The sequence below is a fragment of the Mycobacterium sp. ACS4331 genome (assembly GCF_001667265.1).
Taxonomy (GTDB): Bacteria; Actinomycetota; Actinomycetes; order Mycobacteriales; family Mycobacteriaceae; genus Mycobacterium.
Genome location: NZ_LZHW01000073.1, coordinates 170,989 through 186,918 on the forward strand (window position 1 = coordinate 170,989; position 15,930 = coordinate 186,918).

A 15,930-nucleotide genomic window follows, 5' to 3' on the forward strand; every position below is an offset into this window, starting at 1 on the left:
CGCGTCACGCCCTGTCGGCAGGCTTGTCGCTGCCGACCACCCACATCGAGAAGTACTGCGACCCACCGCCATAGGCGTGTCCGAGGGCCTTGCGGGCCCCGGCCACCTGGTGTTCCCCGGCTTTGCCCATCACCTGGATGGCCGACTCGGCGAACCGGATCATGCCCGATGCGCCGATCGGGTTGGACGACAGAACGCCACCGGACGGGTTGAACGGGATGCGTCCGCCGATCGCCGTCTCGCCGGCTTCGGTCAGCTTCCAGCCCTCTCCCTCCGGCGCGAAGCCGAGGTTCTCGAGCCACATCGGCTCGAACCACGAGAACGGCACATAGACCTCGGCGACGTCGATCTCGTCGATGGGGCTGCTGATGCCGGCCGTGGCCCACAGTGCCTTGGCGGCGTCCCGTCCGGCCTGGGGATTCACCTGATCGCGTCCGGCGTAGGCCAGCGGTTCGGTCCGCAGTGCCGTGGCGTGGATCCACGCGACGGGGTGGCCCTCGGCGACCCGGGCGTCGGCCGTGTCCTCATCGCCGATCACCAGGGCGCAGGCGCCGTCGGACGAAGGGCAGGTCTCATCGAAACGGATTGGGTCCCACAGCATCTGCGAGGACATCACCTTCTCCAGCGTGATGTCGGGTTGATGCAGGTGCGCCAGCGGATTCTTCGCGCCGTTGAGGCGGTCCTTCACGGCCACCATGGCGCCGATGTGGTTGGGGGCGCCGGACCGCCGGATGTAGGCCCGCACATGCGGGGCGAAATAACCGCCCGCACCCGCGCCGACCGGCTTGGTGAACGGCACCGGAATGCTCAGCGCCCACATGGCATTGGACTCGGACTGCTTCTCCCAGGCCATCGACAGCACGCGTCGGTACTTGCCGGACTGCACGAGGCTGGCCGCCACGACGGCCGTCGACCCACCGACGGATCCTGCGGTGTGCACCCGGATCAGCGGCTTGCCCGTCGCGCCCACCGCGTCGGCGAGGAACAGCTCGGGCATCATGACGCCCTCGAAGAAATCCGGCGCCTTGCCGACCACCACGGCGTCGATGTCGGCCATCGTCTGACCTGAGTCCACCAGCGCACGGTCGATGGCCTCGCGCACCAGGCCCGCCATCGACACGTCGGTGCGCTTGGCGACGTACTTGGTCTGCCCGGTGCCCAGCACCGCAGCTCTGCGACCCGCCATCAGTTCTTACCGTCCCTTCCCTCGAGCACGGCGACGAGGTTCTGCTGGAGCGCCGGACCGCTGGTCGCATGCGCCAGCACACGCTGGGCCGAGCCGTTGAAGATGTGCTGTGCGGCGAAGCCGATTCGTTCGAGGCCCGCGGAGAACATCGGGTTGGCGGCCAGTGGCCCGCCCGACGGGTTCACCTTCGTCGACCCGGACAACCCGATGGCCTCGGTGAGGATCAGGTGCTGGTGCGTGAATGGTGCGTGGATTTCGGCGACATCGATCGAACCCGGGTCACCGCCGGTGGCCGCGGCCGCCGATGCCGCGGTCGACGGCGACGTCGTCAGATCGCGCGCACCCAGCACGGGTGTCTCGATCCGGTGCTCGATCCCGGTGATCCAGGCGGGGTTCTCCCGCAGTTCGCGGGCACGGTCGCCCGAGGCCAGCACGATCGCGGCGGCACCGTCGGTGATCGGGGCGATGTCGTGGCGGCGCAGCGGATCGGCGAAGTACGGCCGGGACAGCAGCTCCTCCACGGTGTCGGCGGACTTCTCCGAGTCCGTGCGATCGGTGATCGCGAAGGAGTCGAGCGCGACCTGCGCCATCTGCTCGGCCGTCCACTTGCCCGCGTCGAGACCGAACCGGGCCTGCAGGCCCGCGATCGAGACCGAGTCAGGCCACAGCGGTGCGACCGAATACGGATCGGTCTGCAGGGCGAGCACGCGGCGAAGCGTGCCGGCGCTGGACTTGCCGAACCCGTACACGAGTGCGGTGTCGATCTCGCCGGTCAGCAGCTTGATGTAGGCCTCGTACAGCGCCCACGCGGCGTCCATCTCGACGTGGGACTCGTTGATCGGAGGCACCGCGCCGATCGAGTCGATCGCCGAGATGAATGAGAACGCCCGGCCGGCAAGGTAATCCGAGGATCCCGAGCACCAGAATCCGATGTCGGTCTGCTTGAGGCCGAGCTCCTCATAGATCGAGGCGAAGCACGGCATGAGCATCTCGACACCGTTGGTGGTGCCGTCGGTGCGGCGAACGTGCGGGGCGTGGGCGAAACCCACGACGGCTACGTCTGGAAAGTCTTGCGTCACAGTGTCCCTCAGAGGTGATGCTTGTAGGTGTCGTAGTCGGCGTCGGGTTCGCCGGTGGGCCGGAAGTGGTCGATGTTGTCGATGCCCAGGCCCCATTCCTCCTGCGGCTTCCACACCGCCTCCACGCGCATACCCATCCGAACCTCGGCCGCGTCGATCTCGGTGACCAGATGCAGGAACGGGATGTCTGCACCGTCGAGCAGCACGTAGGCCGCCACGTACGGGGGCTTGATGCGCTGTCCGGCGAACGGGATGTTGATGATCGCGAAGGTGGTCACGGTGCCCTTGTCGGGCAGTTCGACGAACTGGTCCAGTTCGCGGCCCGTCGCCGGGTCGGCCTCCTTGGGCGGGAAGTACACCTTGCCGTCGTCGCCCGTGCGCGCACCCATCAGCTTGCCCTGTTCGAGGGCGCGCAGGAATGTGCTCTCCGGGCGCGAGGCGGTGTGCTGGATCTCGATCGAGCTCGGCACGACGAGCATGGTCACCGGATCGCGGTCATCGCTGGTCTCCGGGACGTCCTCGGCCTGATCGCCGAGGGCGAAGTACGCGATGTCGGTGATCGCGCCGACCGGTTCGTCCACCCAGTGCGCGTGGACACGCGTCCCGGTGCTGATGCCGGAAGGACCCGCGTCGCCAACATCCACGGCGTGCAACAGCGCGGTGTCGGCGCCGTCGAGCTTGATCAGAGCCCACGCGAACGGGCGGTCCAGCGGTTGGCCCTCGAGAGGCTCGGGCTGCCACGTCCACGACACGACCGTGCCGACGCTGGCCACCGGTACGATCTCGGTCAGCTGTTCGTAGGTGACGGGGTCGTACTCGGCAGGGGGAACGTGCACCCGGCCGTCGGATCCCCGGGTGCCCACGACACGGCGCTCACGAAGTGCGGTGAAGAACTGGCTGAGGATCGGCCCGACTGAACGGGTGTAGTCGAAGGACAGTTTCAACGGTGCGGACAGCGGAGGCTCATGGTCCGCGATCTGCGCCGGGCTGCTCTGGCTGGCGGTCACAACATCGAGTAGAACAGGTTCTAACCTTCGTTCGCAAGGACGGGTCGCAACACGAAAGGCAATCTCATGAAGCTGGGCCTGCAGTTGGGTTACTGGGGCGCGCAGCCGCCCTCCAATCACGCCGAACTGGTGGCGGCGGCGGAGGACGCCGGGTTCGACACCGTGTTCACGGCCGAAGCCTGGGGTTCGGACGCCTACACGCCGTTGGCGTGGTGGGGTCGCGAGACCAGCAGGCTGCGCCTCGGCACCTCCGTCGTGCAGTTGTCGGCGCGCACGCCCACCGCCTGTGCGATGGCCGCGTTGACGCTGGATCACCTCTCGGGCGGGCGGCACATCCTGGGGCTGGGGGTGTCGGGCCCGCAGGTCGTGGAGGGCTGGTACGGCCAGAAGTTCCCGAAGCCCCTGGCTCGCACGCGTGAGTACATCGACATCATCCGCCAGGTGTGGGCCCGGGAAGCGCCCGTGACGAGCGCGGGCCCGCACTATCCGCTGCCGCTGTCGGGGGAGGGCACCACCGGCCTGGGCAAGCCCCTCAAGCCGATCACGCATCCGCTGCGCGCCGACATCCCGATCATGCTGGGCGCCGAGGGACCCAAGAACGTGGCACTGGCCGCCGAGATCTGCGACGGGTGGCTGCCGATCTTCTACTCGCCGCGGCTGGCGCCGATGTACAACGAGTGGCTCGACGAGGGCTTCGCCCGCCCCGGCGCCCGTCGTTCCCGTGAGGACTTCGAGATCTGCGCGACGGCCCAGGTCGTGGTCACCGATGACCGGCCGGCCGTGTTGGAGATGATCAAGCCGCATCTTGCGCTGTACATGGGCGGTATGGGGGCTGAGGACACCAACTTCCACGCCGACGTCTATCGCCGCATGGGCTACTCCGAGGTGGTCGATGACGTCACCAAGCTGTTCCGCACCGGCCGCAAGGACGAGGCGGCCAAGATCATCCCGGACGAACTCGTCGACGACGCCGCGATCGTCGGCGATGTGGACTACGTCCGTAAGCAGATCGCCGCATGGGAGGCTGCCGGGGTGACCATGATGGTGGTCGGGGCCCGCTCAACGGAGCAGATTCGAGACCTCGTCGCGCTGTTGTAACGACAGACTGGACACTTGTTGCGCAGTGTCTAGAACCCGTTCTAGATTGGCGTGATGCCGGACACATCGCAACACACGATCCAGGGCACCGTGCTGACGATGCCGGTGCGGATCCACAGAGCCGACAACCGCGTGGCGATGTTCACCGTGCCCTTGGCGGCGGCGCAGAAGATGATCGACTACAGCGGGTTGGAGGCGTACCCGTTTCTGCCCGGCAAGGCGGTCGTGATGCTGATGCTGGTGCGCTATCACGACGGAGATCTCGGGAAGTACCACGAATTCGGCACCGCCGTGATGGTCAATCCGCGCGGCGCCGACCTGAAGGGGCCCGCGGCGTTCGGATCCGCGGCCGCCTTCATCCACCACCTGCCGGTGAACCAGGGCTTCACGCTCGAGGCCGGCCGGTCGATCTGGGGATTCCCGAAGATCATGGCCGACTTCACGGTGCGTGAGGACCGCGGGTTCGACTTCGACGTCTCGGAGAACGGCCAGCTGATCGCCGGGATCGAGTTCGGGGCCGGACTGCCGCTGCCGTCGCGGCTGACGTCCGCGCCGCGGACCATGACGCAGTACAGCCATCTCGACGGTGTCACGCGCGAAATCGTCTCGGAGATGCGCAATTACGGCATGCGGGTACGCCTCGGCGGAGCCCGGCTGCGGCTCGGCAGCCATCCCTACGCAGACGAACTGCGTGCGCTCGGTCTGCCCAAGCGTGCGTTCGCGACGCAATCGTCGGCCAATGTCGAGATGACCTTCGGCGACGCCACCGAGATCAGCAGGGAGTCCAAAAACTCATGACCGCAACCGTTCTCGACGTCGACCTGACCGACGGAAACTTCTACGCCAGCGGCGAGGCCCGCGAGGCCTACAAGTGGATGCGGGCCAACCAGCCGGTGTTCCGGGATCGCAACGGACTGGCGGCGGCCGCCAGCTATCAGGCCGTCCTCGACGCCGAGCGCAACCCCGAACTGTTCTCCAGCACCGGCGGAATCCGGCCGGATCAGCCGGGCATGCCGTACATGATCGACATGGATGACCCCGCGCACGTGCTGCGGCGCAAGCTGGTCAACGCCGGATTCACCCGGAAGCGCGTCATGGACCGGCTGCCGTCGATCGAGCAGTTGTGCGACACCCTGATCGACGGGGTGATCGAACAGGGCGAATGCGACTTCGTCCGCAGCATCGCCGCACCGCTTCCCATGGCCGTGATCGGCGACATGCTCGGGGTTCGGCCCGAGGAACGCGAAATGCTGCTGACCTGGTCCGATGAGCTGGTGTGTGGGTTGAGCTCGCACCTGGACGAATCGGCGGCGCAGAAGCTCATGGAGACCTTCGCCGCCTACACCGCGTTCACCATGGACGTCATCGCCAAACGGCGCGCCGAGCCCACCGACGACCTGTTCTCGGTGCTGGTGCACTCCGAGGTCGAGGGCTCGCGGATGTCCGACGACGAGATCGTGATGGAGACGCTGCTGCTGCTGATCGGCGGCGACGAGACCACGCGGCACACCCTGTCCGGCGGCACCGAACAGCTGCTGCGGCACCGTGACCAGTGGGACCGCCTGGTGGCCGATCCGTCCCTGCTTCCCGGTGCGATCGAGGAGATGCTGCGCTGGACCTCCCCGGTGAAGAACATGTGCCGCACCCTGACCGCCGACACCGAGTTCCACGGCACGTCATTGAAGGCCGGCGAGAAGATCATGCTGATGTTCGAGTCGGCCAACTTCGACGAGTCGGTGTTCGGGGATCCCGACGAGTTCCGCATCGACCGGAATCCCAACAGCCACTTGGCCTTCGGTTTCGGCACGCATTTCTGCCTGGGCAATCAGCTGGCCCGGCTGGAACTGCGGATCATGCTCGAGCACGTGCTGCGCAGGATGCCGGACCTGCGGCTCGCCGATGAAGATCGCCTGCCGCTGAGGCCCGCGAACTTCGTCAGCGGGCTGGAGGAGATGCCGGTGGTGTTCACGCCGGGGGTTCTGTCTTAGCTGTCCCGTCGCCTCCCGTGTCAAATTGTGTGGAATTGCAGGCTTTTCGGCGAAAAGGACTGCCATTCCGCACATTTTGGCCGACTGTGGATGGCGGTCGGCCCGATTTCGCCGGAGCTGACACGCTGCAGGCGTGCAGCAGCTAACCCGTCCCTTCCGCGCCTCCGAGGCCCTGACGGCGGGACGCGTCACGCGTGACGGCCTGCACCGCCGCCACGTGCTGGTGTACCCGGGCGTGTGGGTGGGCCGCGATGTCGAACTGACCGCGCGTCTGCGAGCCGAGGCGGCGTGGCAGTGGTCGCGTCGACAGGGCGTGCTGGTGGGCCTGTCGGCGTCGGCGGTGCACGGCGCCAAGTGGATCGACGCATCCGAATCCGCCGAACTGGTGCACACCAACCGCCGCACGCCCGCAGGATTGATGGTCCACGCGGACACGCTGCTGCCGGGCGACGTCACCCGGGCGGCCGGCATGCCACTCACCACGCCGCAGCGCACCGTGTTCGACCTCGGCCGCCGCCTCAAGGGGGTCGCCGCGGTCCAACGGATCGATGCCCTCATGAACGCCACGCAGATCAAGGCCGAAGACGTCGAACCGATGATCGCCGCGCACCCTCGGGTGTGGGGTCTGGGTGAACTGCGGAGGACGCTGCCGCTGGTGGACGGCGGCGCCGAGTCACCCTACGAATCGCTGACTCGGTACCTGCTGGTGCAGCGTGGTTTTCCCGTGCCGGAGACGCAGATCGTGGTGCTCGATGAGTACGGCGAGATCTTCGCGGTCCTGGACATGGGCTGGCGCGAGTATGGGGTGGGCGTCGACTTCGACGGTGCGCACCACTGGACCGATTCTCGGCGGCGCAACTGGGACGTCGAAAGGTATGGGTACCTGCCGGAGCTGGGCTGGATCGACATCCGGGTCAGCGCAGGGATCCTGCACAACCGCGTGGAATGGCTCTACGACCGTGTGGGCGCGGCGTTGATCTCGCGTGGATGTCCCAAGACCTGGTGAGCGTCAGGATTGATGACGCCACCGATGCAACCACGAGCTCTGCGCCATGAAATGTGCGGAATTGCAGGCTTTTTCGTCGAAAAGCCTGCAATTCCGCGCAAAACGGGGTCGGGTGGCTACGGGGTCGGGCCGCGGGGTCGGGTGGCCGTGGGGTGGCCGAAGTCGCCGATCCTGCACAGAACGGCCCAGGAAAGCCCCTACTTCAGCTTCCAGACCGGCTTGCGCTTCTCCAGGAACGCCTTCGGACCCTCCTTGGAATCCTCGGACAGGAACACCGGGATGCCGTTGGCGGTGTCGGGCCCGAAGGCCTCCTCTTCGTGCATGCCCTCGGTCTCGCGAATGGTCTTCAGGATCGCCTGCACCGCGAGCGGACCGTTGCCGTTGATCACCTCGGCGATCTCGAGCGCCTTCGTCAGCGCCTGCCCGTCGGGTACCACGTGCCCGATCAGGCCGAACTCCTTGGCCTCGGCCGCGCTGATGTGGCGACCGGTGAGCAGAATGTCGCACGCGACGGTGTAGGGGATCTGGCGGACCAGCCGGACGGCGGAGCCGCCCATCGGGTACAGGCTCCACTTGGCCTCGGAGACGCCGAACTTCGCGCTCTCGCCCGCCACGCGGATGTCGGTGCCCTGCAGGATCTCGGTGCCACCGGCGATGGCGGCGCCCTCGACGGCCGCGATCAGCGGCTTCTTCAGCCTGCGACCCTTCAGCAGCGCCGGGATCTTCGACGGGTCGTAACCGGACTTGAACGAGTCGCCGGGCGACTGGCTGTCCGCCTTCTTCAGGTCCATGCCCGCACAGAACGCCCCGCCGGCGCCGGTCAGGATGCAGCTGCGGATCTCGGGATCGGAGTCGACCCGGTCCCAGGCCTCCACCATGATCGCCATCATCTCGGCGGACAATGCGTTGCGCTTCTCGGGGCGGTTCATCGTCACGATGAGGGTGTGTCCGCGCTGCTCAACGAGGGCGTCGGGACCCTTTTCCGAGGTTTGTGCGTCGCTCACGAAATGATCCGCCTTCCAGCGTCGATGCCACAGACTTGTCTGGAAATGTAACACGTTCTAGTTTAGGGCCATGGCCTTGAATATCGCGGATCTCGCCGAGCATGCCATCGATGCCGTGCCGGACCGTGTCGCACTCATATGCGGCGACGAAAAACTGACCTATGCCGAACTTGAGGAGAAAGCCAACCGACTGGCGCACTACCTCATCGACCAGGGCGTCAAGAAGGACGACAAGGTCGGCCTGTACTGCCGCAACCGCAACGAGATCGTCGTTGCGATGCTCGGCATCGTCAAGGCCGGCGCGATCCTGGTCAATGTCAACTTCCGCTACGTCGAAGGCGAACTGAAGTACCTGTTCGACAACTCCGACATGGTGGCCCTGGTGCACGAGCGGCGCTACTCCGACCGGGTCGCCAACGTGCTGCCCGAGACCCCGAACATCAAGACCGTCCTGGTGGTCGAGGACGGGTCCGACGACGACTTCACCTCCTACGGCGGTGTCGAGTTCGAGGCCGCGCTGGCGCAGAGTTCACCCGAGCGCGACTTCGGCCCGCGCAGCGAGGACGACATCTACCTGCTCTACACCGGCGGCACCACGGGTTTCCCCAAGGGCGTGATGTGGCGGCACGAGGACATCTACCGCGTGCTCTTCGGCGGCACCGACTTCGCCACGGGCGAGCCCATCGCCGATGAGTACGGCCTGGCCAAGCAGGCCAAGGAGAACGCGCCGATGGTGCGTCTGCCGATCCCGCCGATGATCCACGGCGCCACGCAGTCGGCGACCTGGATGGCGCTGTTCTCCGGCGGGACCGTGCTGCTCGCGCCGGAGTTCGATGCCGACCAGGTGTGGCGATTGATCCACGAGCACAAGGTCAACCTGCTGTTCTTCACCGGTGATGCCATGGCCCGTCCGCTTCTGGACGCGCTTCTGGCGCATCAGGACGCGGGCAACGAGTACGACCTTTCGTCGTTGTTCCTGCTCGCCAGCACGGCCGCGCTGTTCTCCACGAGCCTCAAGGAGAAGTTCCTCGAACTGCTGCCCAACCGGGTCATCACCGACTCGATCGGTTCGTCGGAGACCGGCTTCGGCGGCACCAGCATCGTGGCCAAGGGCGAGTCGCACACCGGCGGTCCCCGCGTCACCATCGACAAGAACACCGTGGTGCTCGACGAGGACGGCAACGAGGTCAAGCCCGGGTCCGGAGTGCGCGGCATCATCGCCAAGCGCGGACACATCCCGGTCGGCTACTACAAGGACGAGAAGAAGACCGCCGAGACGTTCCAGACCATCAACGGGGTGCGCTACGCGATCCCGGGCGACTACGCCGAGGTCGAGGCCGACGGCACCGTCACGATGCTGGGCCGCGGTTCGGTGTCGATCAACAGCGGCGGCGAGAAGATCTATCCCGAAGAGGTCGAGGCCGCCCTCAAGGGTCACCCCGACGTCTTCGACGCGCTCGTCGTCGGCGTGCCGGACGAACGGTTCGGCCAGCACGTCGCCGCGGTCGTGCAACCGCGCGAGGGCAGGCGTCCCGCGCTGGCCGACCTGGACGCCTTCGTCCGCACCCAGATCGCCGGATACAAGGTGCCGCGCAGCCTGTGGCTGGTCGACGAGGTCAAGCGGTCACCCGCGGGCAAGCCCGACTACCGCTGGGCCAAGGACACCACCGAGGAACGGCCCGCAGACGAAGTGCACGCGAACCACGTGGGAGCCAAAGCCTGATGAAAACTGAACTCTGCGAACGGTTTGGGATCGAATACCCGATCTTCGTCTTCACACCGTCGGAGAAGGTCGCGGCCGCGGTCAGCAGGGCCGGCGGACTCGGTGTGCTCGGCTGTGTCCGGTTCAATGACGCCGACGACCTCGAAGAGGTCCTGCAGTGGATGGACGCCAACACCGACGGTAAGCCGTACGGCGTCGACATCGTCATGCCGGCCAAGGTGCCCACAGAGGGCACGGCCGTCGACATCAACAAGCTGATCCCCCAGAGCCATCGCGACTTCGTCGCAAAGACGCTGGCCGACCTCGGCGTGCCACCCCTGCCGGAGGACGAGGACCGCAACGAGGGCGTCCTGGGATGGCTGCACTCGGTGGCGCGCAGCCACGTCGACGTCGCGCTCAAGCATCCGATCAAGCTCATCGCCAACGCGCTGGGTTCGCCGCCCAAGGACGTCATCGACCAGGCGCATCAGGCCGGTGTTCCGGTGGCGGCACTCGCGGGCAGCGCCAAACATGCGCTGCGCCATGTGGAGAACGGTGTCGACATCGTCGTCGCACAGGGACATGAGGCCGGCGGACACACCGGCGAGATCGGTTCGATGGTGCTGTGGCCCGAGATCGTCGACGCGCTCGACGGCCGGGCCCCCGTGCTGGCTGCGGGCGGTATCGGCACGGGCCGTCAGGTCGCCGCGGCGCTCGCGCTGGGTGCGCAGGGCGTCTGGATGGGCTCGGCGTTCCTGACGTCTGCCGAGTACGACCTGGGGGTGCGACTGGACTCCGGGCGTTCGGTCGTGCAGGAGGCCATGCTCAACGCCACCTCGGCCGACACCGTGCGCCGCCGCATCTACACCGGCAAGCCCGCGCGACTGCTCAAGAGCCGCTGGACCGACGCGTGGGACGCCGAGGGTGCACCCGAACCGCTGCCCATGCCGCTGCAGAACATCCTGGTCAGCGAGGCCCATCAGCGGATGAGCGAGTCGAAGGATCCGACTGCGGTGGCCATGCCGGTCGGACAGATCGTCGGCCGGATGAACGAGATCCGGCCCGTCGCCGACATCATCGCCGAACTCGTCAGCGGGTTCGACGACGCGACCAAGCGGCTCGACGGCATCCGCGAGAGCTGACGTCGCCTCTGGAGGCGCCGAGACTGCGGTGACTGCGAGATCACTGGCTGACTTTCGCATTACCGGCAGTCTCGGCGACAGGGGGAGGGGCAGGATGGGCACCGTGAACGGTGCCCAAGCCCTCCTCGCCACGCTGCTCAACCACGACGTCGACGTCTGTTTCGCCAATCCCGGCACCTCGGAGATGCACTTCGTCGCCGCGCTGGACCGTGTGCCCGCGATGCGCGGTGTGCTCGGACTCTTCGAGGGCGTGGCCACCGGCGCGGCCGACGGTTACGCACGGATGGCCGACAAGCCCGCAGCGGTGCTGCTGCATCTGGGCCCCGGACTGGGCAACGGCCTGGCCAATCTCCACAACGCGCGGCGTGCACACACCCCGATGGTCGTGGTCGTCGGGGATCACGCGACCTACCACAAGCAGTACGACGCGCCGCTGGAGTCCGACATCGACGCAGTCGCGGGAACGGTCTCGGGTTGGGTCCGTCGAACCCAACGCCTCGCCGACGTCGGCGTCGACGTGGCGGCCGCCATCCGAGCCAGTCGCCACGGTGAGATCTCCACGCTGATCATGCCCGCCGACGTGTCGTGGTCCGAGGGCGGGCACGCAGCCGAACCGCTTCCGCCCGAGTCGCCACCGCAGGTCGACACCGAGGCCGTACGTGCCGCCGCGAAGGTCCTTCGGTCCGGGGATCCCACGGTCCTGCTCGTGGGCGGCGACGCGACGCGCGCAGCGGGTCTGTCGGCCGCGGTGCGCATCGCCGAGCGCACCGGCGCCCGCGTGCTGTGTGAGACGTTCCCGGCCCGCCTGGAGCGGGGCGCGGGCGTCCCGGCCGTCGACCGGCTCGCCTATTTCGCCGAGGCCGCCGAAGCCCAACTGGCGGGCGCGCAGCATCTGATTCTGGCCGGAGCGAAATCACCCGTGTCGTTCTTCGCCTATCCGGGCAAGCGCAGCGATCTGGTGCCCGACGGCTGCGCCCCGCTGACCTTGGCGGGCCATCGAGGCTCCGCGGCGGCGCTCGAAGCTCTCGCCGACGAACTGGCCCCAGACTCCGCTCCTGCGCTCGCACCGGCGACGCGGCCGGATCTGCCGACGGGGCCGTTGACCGCGGTGTCCGTGGCCGCCGCCGTGGGCGCGGTGCTGCCCGACCGGGCGGTCATCGTCGACGAATCCAACACTGCGGGTGTCATGCTGGCCGCCAGTACGGCCGGGGCGCCCGCACACGATGTGCTGACGCTGACCGGCGGTGCCATCGGCTACGGAATGCCCGCGGCCGTCGGCGCCGCGATCGCCGTCCCCGACCGGCCGGTGCTGTCGCTGCAGGCCGACGGCTCGGCGATGTACACGGTGTCGGCGCTGTGGACGCAGGCCCGGGAGAACCTCAACGTGACGACGGTGATCCTCAACAACGGTGCCTACGACATCCTGCGCATCGAACTGCAGCGGGTCGGTGCCGAGAACGCGGACACCCCGGGCCCACGCGCGCTGGACCTGCTCGACTTGGGCCGCCCGACAATTGATTTCGTGCGGATCGCCGAGGGCATGGGAGTCCCGGCCCGGCGCGTCACCACGGCCGAGGACCTGACCGCCGCACTCACCGCGGCGTTCGCCGAGTCCGGGCCGCACCTGATCGAGGCCGTCATCCCGTCGATCGTTGGGTGAGACCCAGCGCCGAGTTCGACGAAATGGCGGCGACTACTCGAACTTTTGCGCCCAAACGTTGTTATGGGCGGCGGAGCGGGTAGACCGGGTCGGGACATGAGGTGGCCTCGGCGGACAACTGTCGTTTGAGCACCTTGAAGGTCTCGGTGCGGGGCAGTGTCGTGCTGACCCTGACGAACGACGGCCACTGTTTGGGGCCGAGGTCGGCCTGGGCCGCGAGGAACTTCTGGAACTCGTCGATGTCGAAGGGCGCCCCGTCGGACAGCACGACGGCCGCCATCACCTGATCACCCACGGCGGGGTCCGGGATCGGGTAGACCGCCGCCTCGAACACGTCGGGGTGGCGCAGCAGGATGCGTTCGATGGGTGCGGTGCCGAGGTTCTCGCCGTCGACGCGCATCCAATCGCCCAATCGTCCTGCGAAGTGCGCGAATCCGTTCTCGTCCCGGTAGGCGAGGTCCCCGCTGTGGTAGACGCCGCCGGCCATGCGTTCGGCCTCGGCCTCGGGGTCGTTGTAATAGCCGCGAAACTGGCCGCGTCCGGTGGTGTTCACCAGTTCACCGACCACACCTGGTGGGCAGGACTTCCCTGTGTCGACGTCGATGATGTCGACACCGTTGGTCAGCGGACCCAGCGCACCCTCCGGGGTGTCGGGTGTGCGCGCGATCGCGACACCGCCTTCGCTGGAACCGAATCCGTCCACCACCTGGACACCGAACCGTTCGGCGAAACGGGGCAGATCGCGTGGTGCTCCCTCGTTGCCATACGCCACCCGCAGAGGGTTGTCGGCATCGTCGGGTTGGGGCGGGGTCGCCAGGATGTAGGACAGCGGCTTGCCGACATAGTTGGCGTACGTCGCGCCGAAGCGGCGGACGTCCGGGAAGAACTGCGACGCGGAGAACTTGCGCCGCAGCGCGATTGACGCACCTGCCGCCACGGCCGGCCCCCAGCCGGCCATGATCGCGTTGGAGTGGAACAGTGGCATCGCCAGGTAGCAGGTGTCGGCGGGCCCCAGACCGAAGCGCTCCGCAAGCATGATTCCGGGGAACGCCACCTTCTCGTGAGTGCACCGCACGGCCTTCGGGTCACCGCTCGTGCCGGACGTGAATATCAGCATGAACAGGTCGTCGGGTTCGGCCGTGCGGAACGTGACGTCGGTGTCTCGGTGGGAAGCGAGCTCGGCGGCGAACGCCTCGGATTCCACGTCCACCGTGTCGATCCCCACGCGCGCCTCGGCCGCGCTGCTGTCGGCGAGCACCAGTTGGCAGTCGGCTTTGTCGATGTCACGCTGCAGTGCGGCGCCGCGGCGAGTCGGGTTCAGTCCCACCGGCACGATCCCTGACAACGCCGCAGCGACGAGCACCGTGCTGAAGAAGGGCGTATTGCCCAGCAGCACTCCGACATGCGGGGGTGCCGCGGGGTCGAGTCGGTCCCGCAGCGTCGCCGCCAGTGCAGCGCCGTCCCGAATGTGGTTGCGCCAGCTCACGAACGAGGGGCCGGCCTGCGGGTCGTCCCCGGAGTACACACCACGATCGTCGACCTCGACCAGTGCGGCCAACAGGCGTGAGACGGTCGGCTCAGACACAGGTCAGACGGGAGTGTCGGCCAGGTCGCGGCCGATGGCCAGCAGCTGACCGGTCGCGCTGCCGAGCGCGAACTCGGTCTGCTTGGCCGCCAGGAAGTATCGGTGGATCGGGTGGTCCATGTCGATTCCGACACCGCCGTGCACGTGCACCGCGGTGTGGGCGACCCGATGCCCGGCCTCGGCGGCCCAGAACGCGGCGGTCCGCACGTCGACGTCGGCGGGCAGGTCCTCCGAGAGTCGCCAGGCGGCCTGGGTGAGGGTCAGCCGAAGGCCCTTGATGTCGATGTAACCGTCGGCGAGGCGTGCGGACACGGCCTGGAAACTGCCGATGGGCCGGTCGAACTGTTCGCGCTCCCGGGCGTAGGCCGAGGTGAGTTCCAGTGCGCGGTCCAACACTCCGAGTTGGCGGGCCGACAACCCGAGCAGGTGCCGGGTGGTCAGCCACGTCAGCACCGCTCCGCCCTGTTCGACGGACCCCACCAGGCGGTCGGGCCCGACGGCCACGTCCTGCAACTCCACATGGCCGACGCTGCCGTGTCCCGTGGTGTCCAAGGTGGACACCGTCACACCGGCATCGTCCTTACCGACCACGAAGACCGCTGTCCCCGAACCTGTTTCGGCCGGCACCAGGAAGGCGTCGGCGATGGGCGCGAACGCGACCTGGGTGCGGCTGCCGGTCAGGCGGTACCCGGGGCCGTCCTCGACGGCCCGCACGGGCCCTTCGCCCATCACTCCGACGAGGGCGGGAGTCAGCACCAGGGATCCGGCGACGGCGGGTTTGGCCCAGTCGTCGTGCAGTGTCTGCGAACCGAATTCGGCGAGCGCACCGGCGGCGACCACCACGGACTCGAGGTAGGGGACGGCGCCGAGCTGGCGGCCCAGTGCCTCGAGTACCGCGGTCTGCTCCAGCACGCCGTAACCGCCTCCGCCGAGCAGTTCCGGCGCTGCGGCCGTCAGCACGTCCGCCTCGATCAGCTTGGCCCACAGTGTCTCGTCGAAACGCTCTGGGAGTCCGTCGAGTTCACGCTGGCGCTCGGGTGTGCACACCGACTCGGTGATGGTGCGGACCAGTCCGCCCAGGTCGCCGGACGCTTCAGTGGTCGAAAAATCCATGAAAGTTCCCGTCTCCCTCAGCGGTTCACACGCGGCAGGCCGAGTGCGACCATGCCGATGATGTCTCGTTGGATCTCGTTGGTGCCACCGCCGAAGGTGAGGATCAGGCACGACCGGTGCATGCGCTCGATGCGGCCGCGCAGCAGTGCCCCGGGTGAATTGGGACGCAGGGTGGCGGCGGTGCCCAGCACCTCCATGAGCAGGCGGTAGGCCTCGGTGGCGAGTTCGGTGCCGAACACCTTGGCGGGCGCCGCGGGGGGGGGGGAGGGAGCGGCGTGCTCAGACGACGCGAGTTCCCAGTTGATCAGCTTGAGCACTTCGGCCTTGGCGTGCACGCGGGCCAGGTTCAGCTGCACCCGC

The 15,930-nt window shown here is 67.7% G+C and carries 14 protein-coding genes; 7 read left to right on the forward strand and 7 right to left on the reverse strand.

Annotated features, from left to right (window positions below; all coding sequences use genetic code 11):
• Positions 1–4: 4 nt before the first annotated feature.
• The 3 genes from A5727_RS17490 to A5727_RS17500 are packed head-to-tail and all read right to left on the reverse strand — an operon-like array spanning position 5 to position 3,272.
• Entirely contained in the window at positions 5–1,186 is a 1,182-nt protein-coding gene (locus tag A5727_RS17490) for a thiolase family protein (RefSeq protein WP_068252137.1), read from the reverse strand.
• A complete protein-coding gene (locus A5727_RS17495) occupies positions 1,186–2,265 on the reverse strand; it encodes a thiolase family protein (protein WP_068252140.1) in 1,080 nt (359 codons plus the stop codon). Before A5727_RS17495 ends, A5727_RS17490 begins: the two co-directional genes overlap by 1 nt.
• 8 nt (positions 2,266–2,273) lie before the next feature.
• The gene (locus A5727_RS17500; protein ID WP_068252143.1) at positions 2,274–3,272 is read right to left on the reverse strand and encodes a Zn-ribbon domain-containing OB-fold protein; all 999 of its coding nucleotides are present in this window, start codon (positions 3,270–3,272) and stop codon (positions 2,274–2,276) included.
• Between the two features lie 66 nt (positions 3,273–3,338).
• Between A5727_RS17500 and A5727_RS17505 the strand changes: the two genes are divergently transcribed.
• The 4 genes from A5727_RS17505 (at position 3,339) to A5727_RS17520 (ending at position 7,364) form a co-directional block, all read left to right on the forward strand.
• Positions 3,339–4,370: an LLM class F420-dependent oxidoreductase gene (locus tag A5727_RS17505; RefSeq protein WP_068252146.1), complete on the forward strand. Its 1,032-nt coding sequence runs from the start codon at positions 3,339–3,341 to the stop codon at positions 4,368–4,370.
• A gap of 54 nt (positions 4,371–4,424) precedes the next feature.
• Positions 4,425–5,168 (forward strand): acetoacetate decarboxylase family protein, encoded by a 744-nt coding sequence (locus tag A5727_RS17510; protein WP_068252149.1) that lies wholly within the window; start codon positions 4,425–4,427, stop codon positions 5,166–5,168.
• A complete protein-coding gene (locus tag A5727_RS17515; RefSeq protein WP_068252151.1) occupies positions 5,165–6,358 on the forward strand; it encodes a cytochrome P450 in 1,194 nt (397 codons plus the stop codon). Before A5727_RS17510 ends, A5727_RS17515 begins: the two co-directional genes overlap by 4 nt.
• Positions 6,359–6,491: 133 nt before the next feature.
• The gene (locus tag A5727_RS17520) at positions 6,492–7,364 is read left to right on the forward strand and encodes a type IV toxin-antitoxin system AbiEi family antitoxin (RefSeq protein ID WP_068252154.1); all 873 of its coding nucleotides are present in this window, start codon (positions 6,492–6,494) and stop codon (positions 7,362–7,364) included.
• Between the two features lie 197 nt (positions 7,365–7,561).
• On the opposite strand, the gene A5727_RS17525 is transcribed toward A5727_RS17520, so the two are convergent.
• Positions 7,562–8,368 carry a crotonase/enoyl-CoA hydratase family protein gene (locus A5727_RS17525; protein ID WP_068252158.1) on the reverse strand — a complete coding sequence of 269 codons (807 nt, stop codon included), beginning with the start codon at positions 8,366–8,368 and terminating at the stop codon, positions 7,562–7,564.
• A gap of 70 nt (positions 8,369–8,438) precedes the next feature.
• On the opposite strand from A5727_RS17525, the gene A5727_RS17530 reads away from it, so the two are divergent.
• From A5727_RS17530 to A5727_RS17540, 3 genes are all read left to right on the forward strand, one after another.
• On the forward strand, positions 8,439–10,091 hold the full coding sequence (locus A5727_RS17530; protein WP_068252161.1) for an acyl-CoA synthetase: 1,653 nt from the start codon (positions 8,439–8,441) through the stop codon (positions 10,089–10,091).
• Entirely contained in the window at positions 10,091–11,212 is a 1,122-nt protein-coding gene (locus A5727_RS17535; RefSeq protein WP_068252164.1) for an NAD(P)H-dependent flavin oxidoreductase, read from the forward strand. Before A5727_RS17530 ends, A5727_RS17535 begins: the two co-directional genes overlap by 1 nt.
• Before the next feature lie 103 nt (positions 11,213–11,315).
• Positions 11,316–12,872 (forward strand): acetolactate synthase large subunit, encoded by a 1,557-nt coding sequence (locus A5727_RS17540; protein WP_068252275.1) that lies wholly within the window; start codon positions 11,316–11,318, stop codon positions 12,870–12,872.
• 61 nt (positions 12,873–12,933) lie between these two features.
• Here A5727_RS17540 and fadD17 read toward each other — a convergent pair whose 3' ends face one another.
• The 3 genes from fadD17 to A5727_RS17555 form a co-directional block, all read right to left on the reverse strand.
• Complete coding sequence (gene fadD17, locus A5727_RS17545) at positions 12,934–14,457, reverse strand: long-chain-fatty-acid--CoA ligase FadD17 (RefSeq protein WP_068252167.1); 1,524 nt, start codon at positions 14,455–14,457, stop codon at positions 12,934–12,936.
• A gap of 3 nt (positions 14,458–14,460) precedes the next feature.
• Complete coding sequence (locus tag A5727_RS17550; protein WP_068252170.1) at positions 14,461–15,570, reverse strand: acyl-CoA dehydrogenase family protein; 1,110 nt, start codon at positions 15,568–15,570, stop codon at positions 14,461–14,463.
• Between the two features lie 17 nt (positions 15,571–15,587).
• On the reverse strand, positions 15,588–15,930 hold a 343-nt coding region (locus tag A5727_RS17555), incomplete at its 5' end, for an acyl-CoA dehydrogenase family protein (RefSeq protein WP_286150162.1).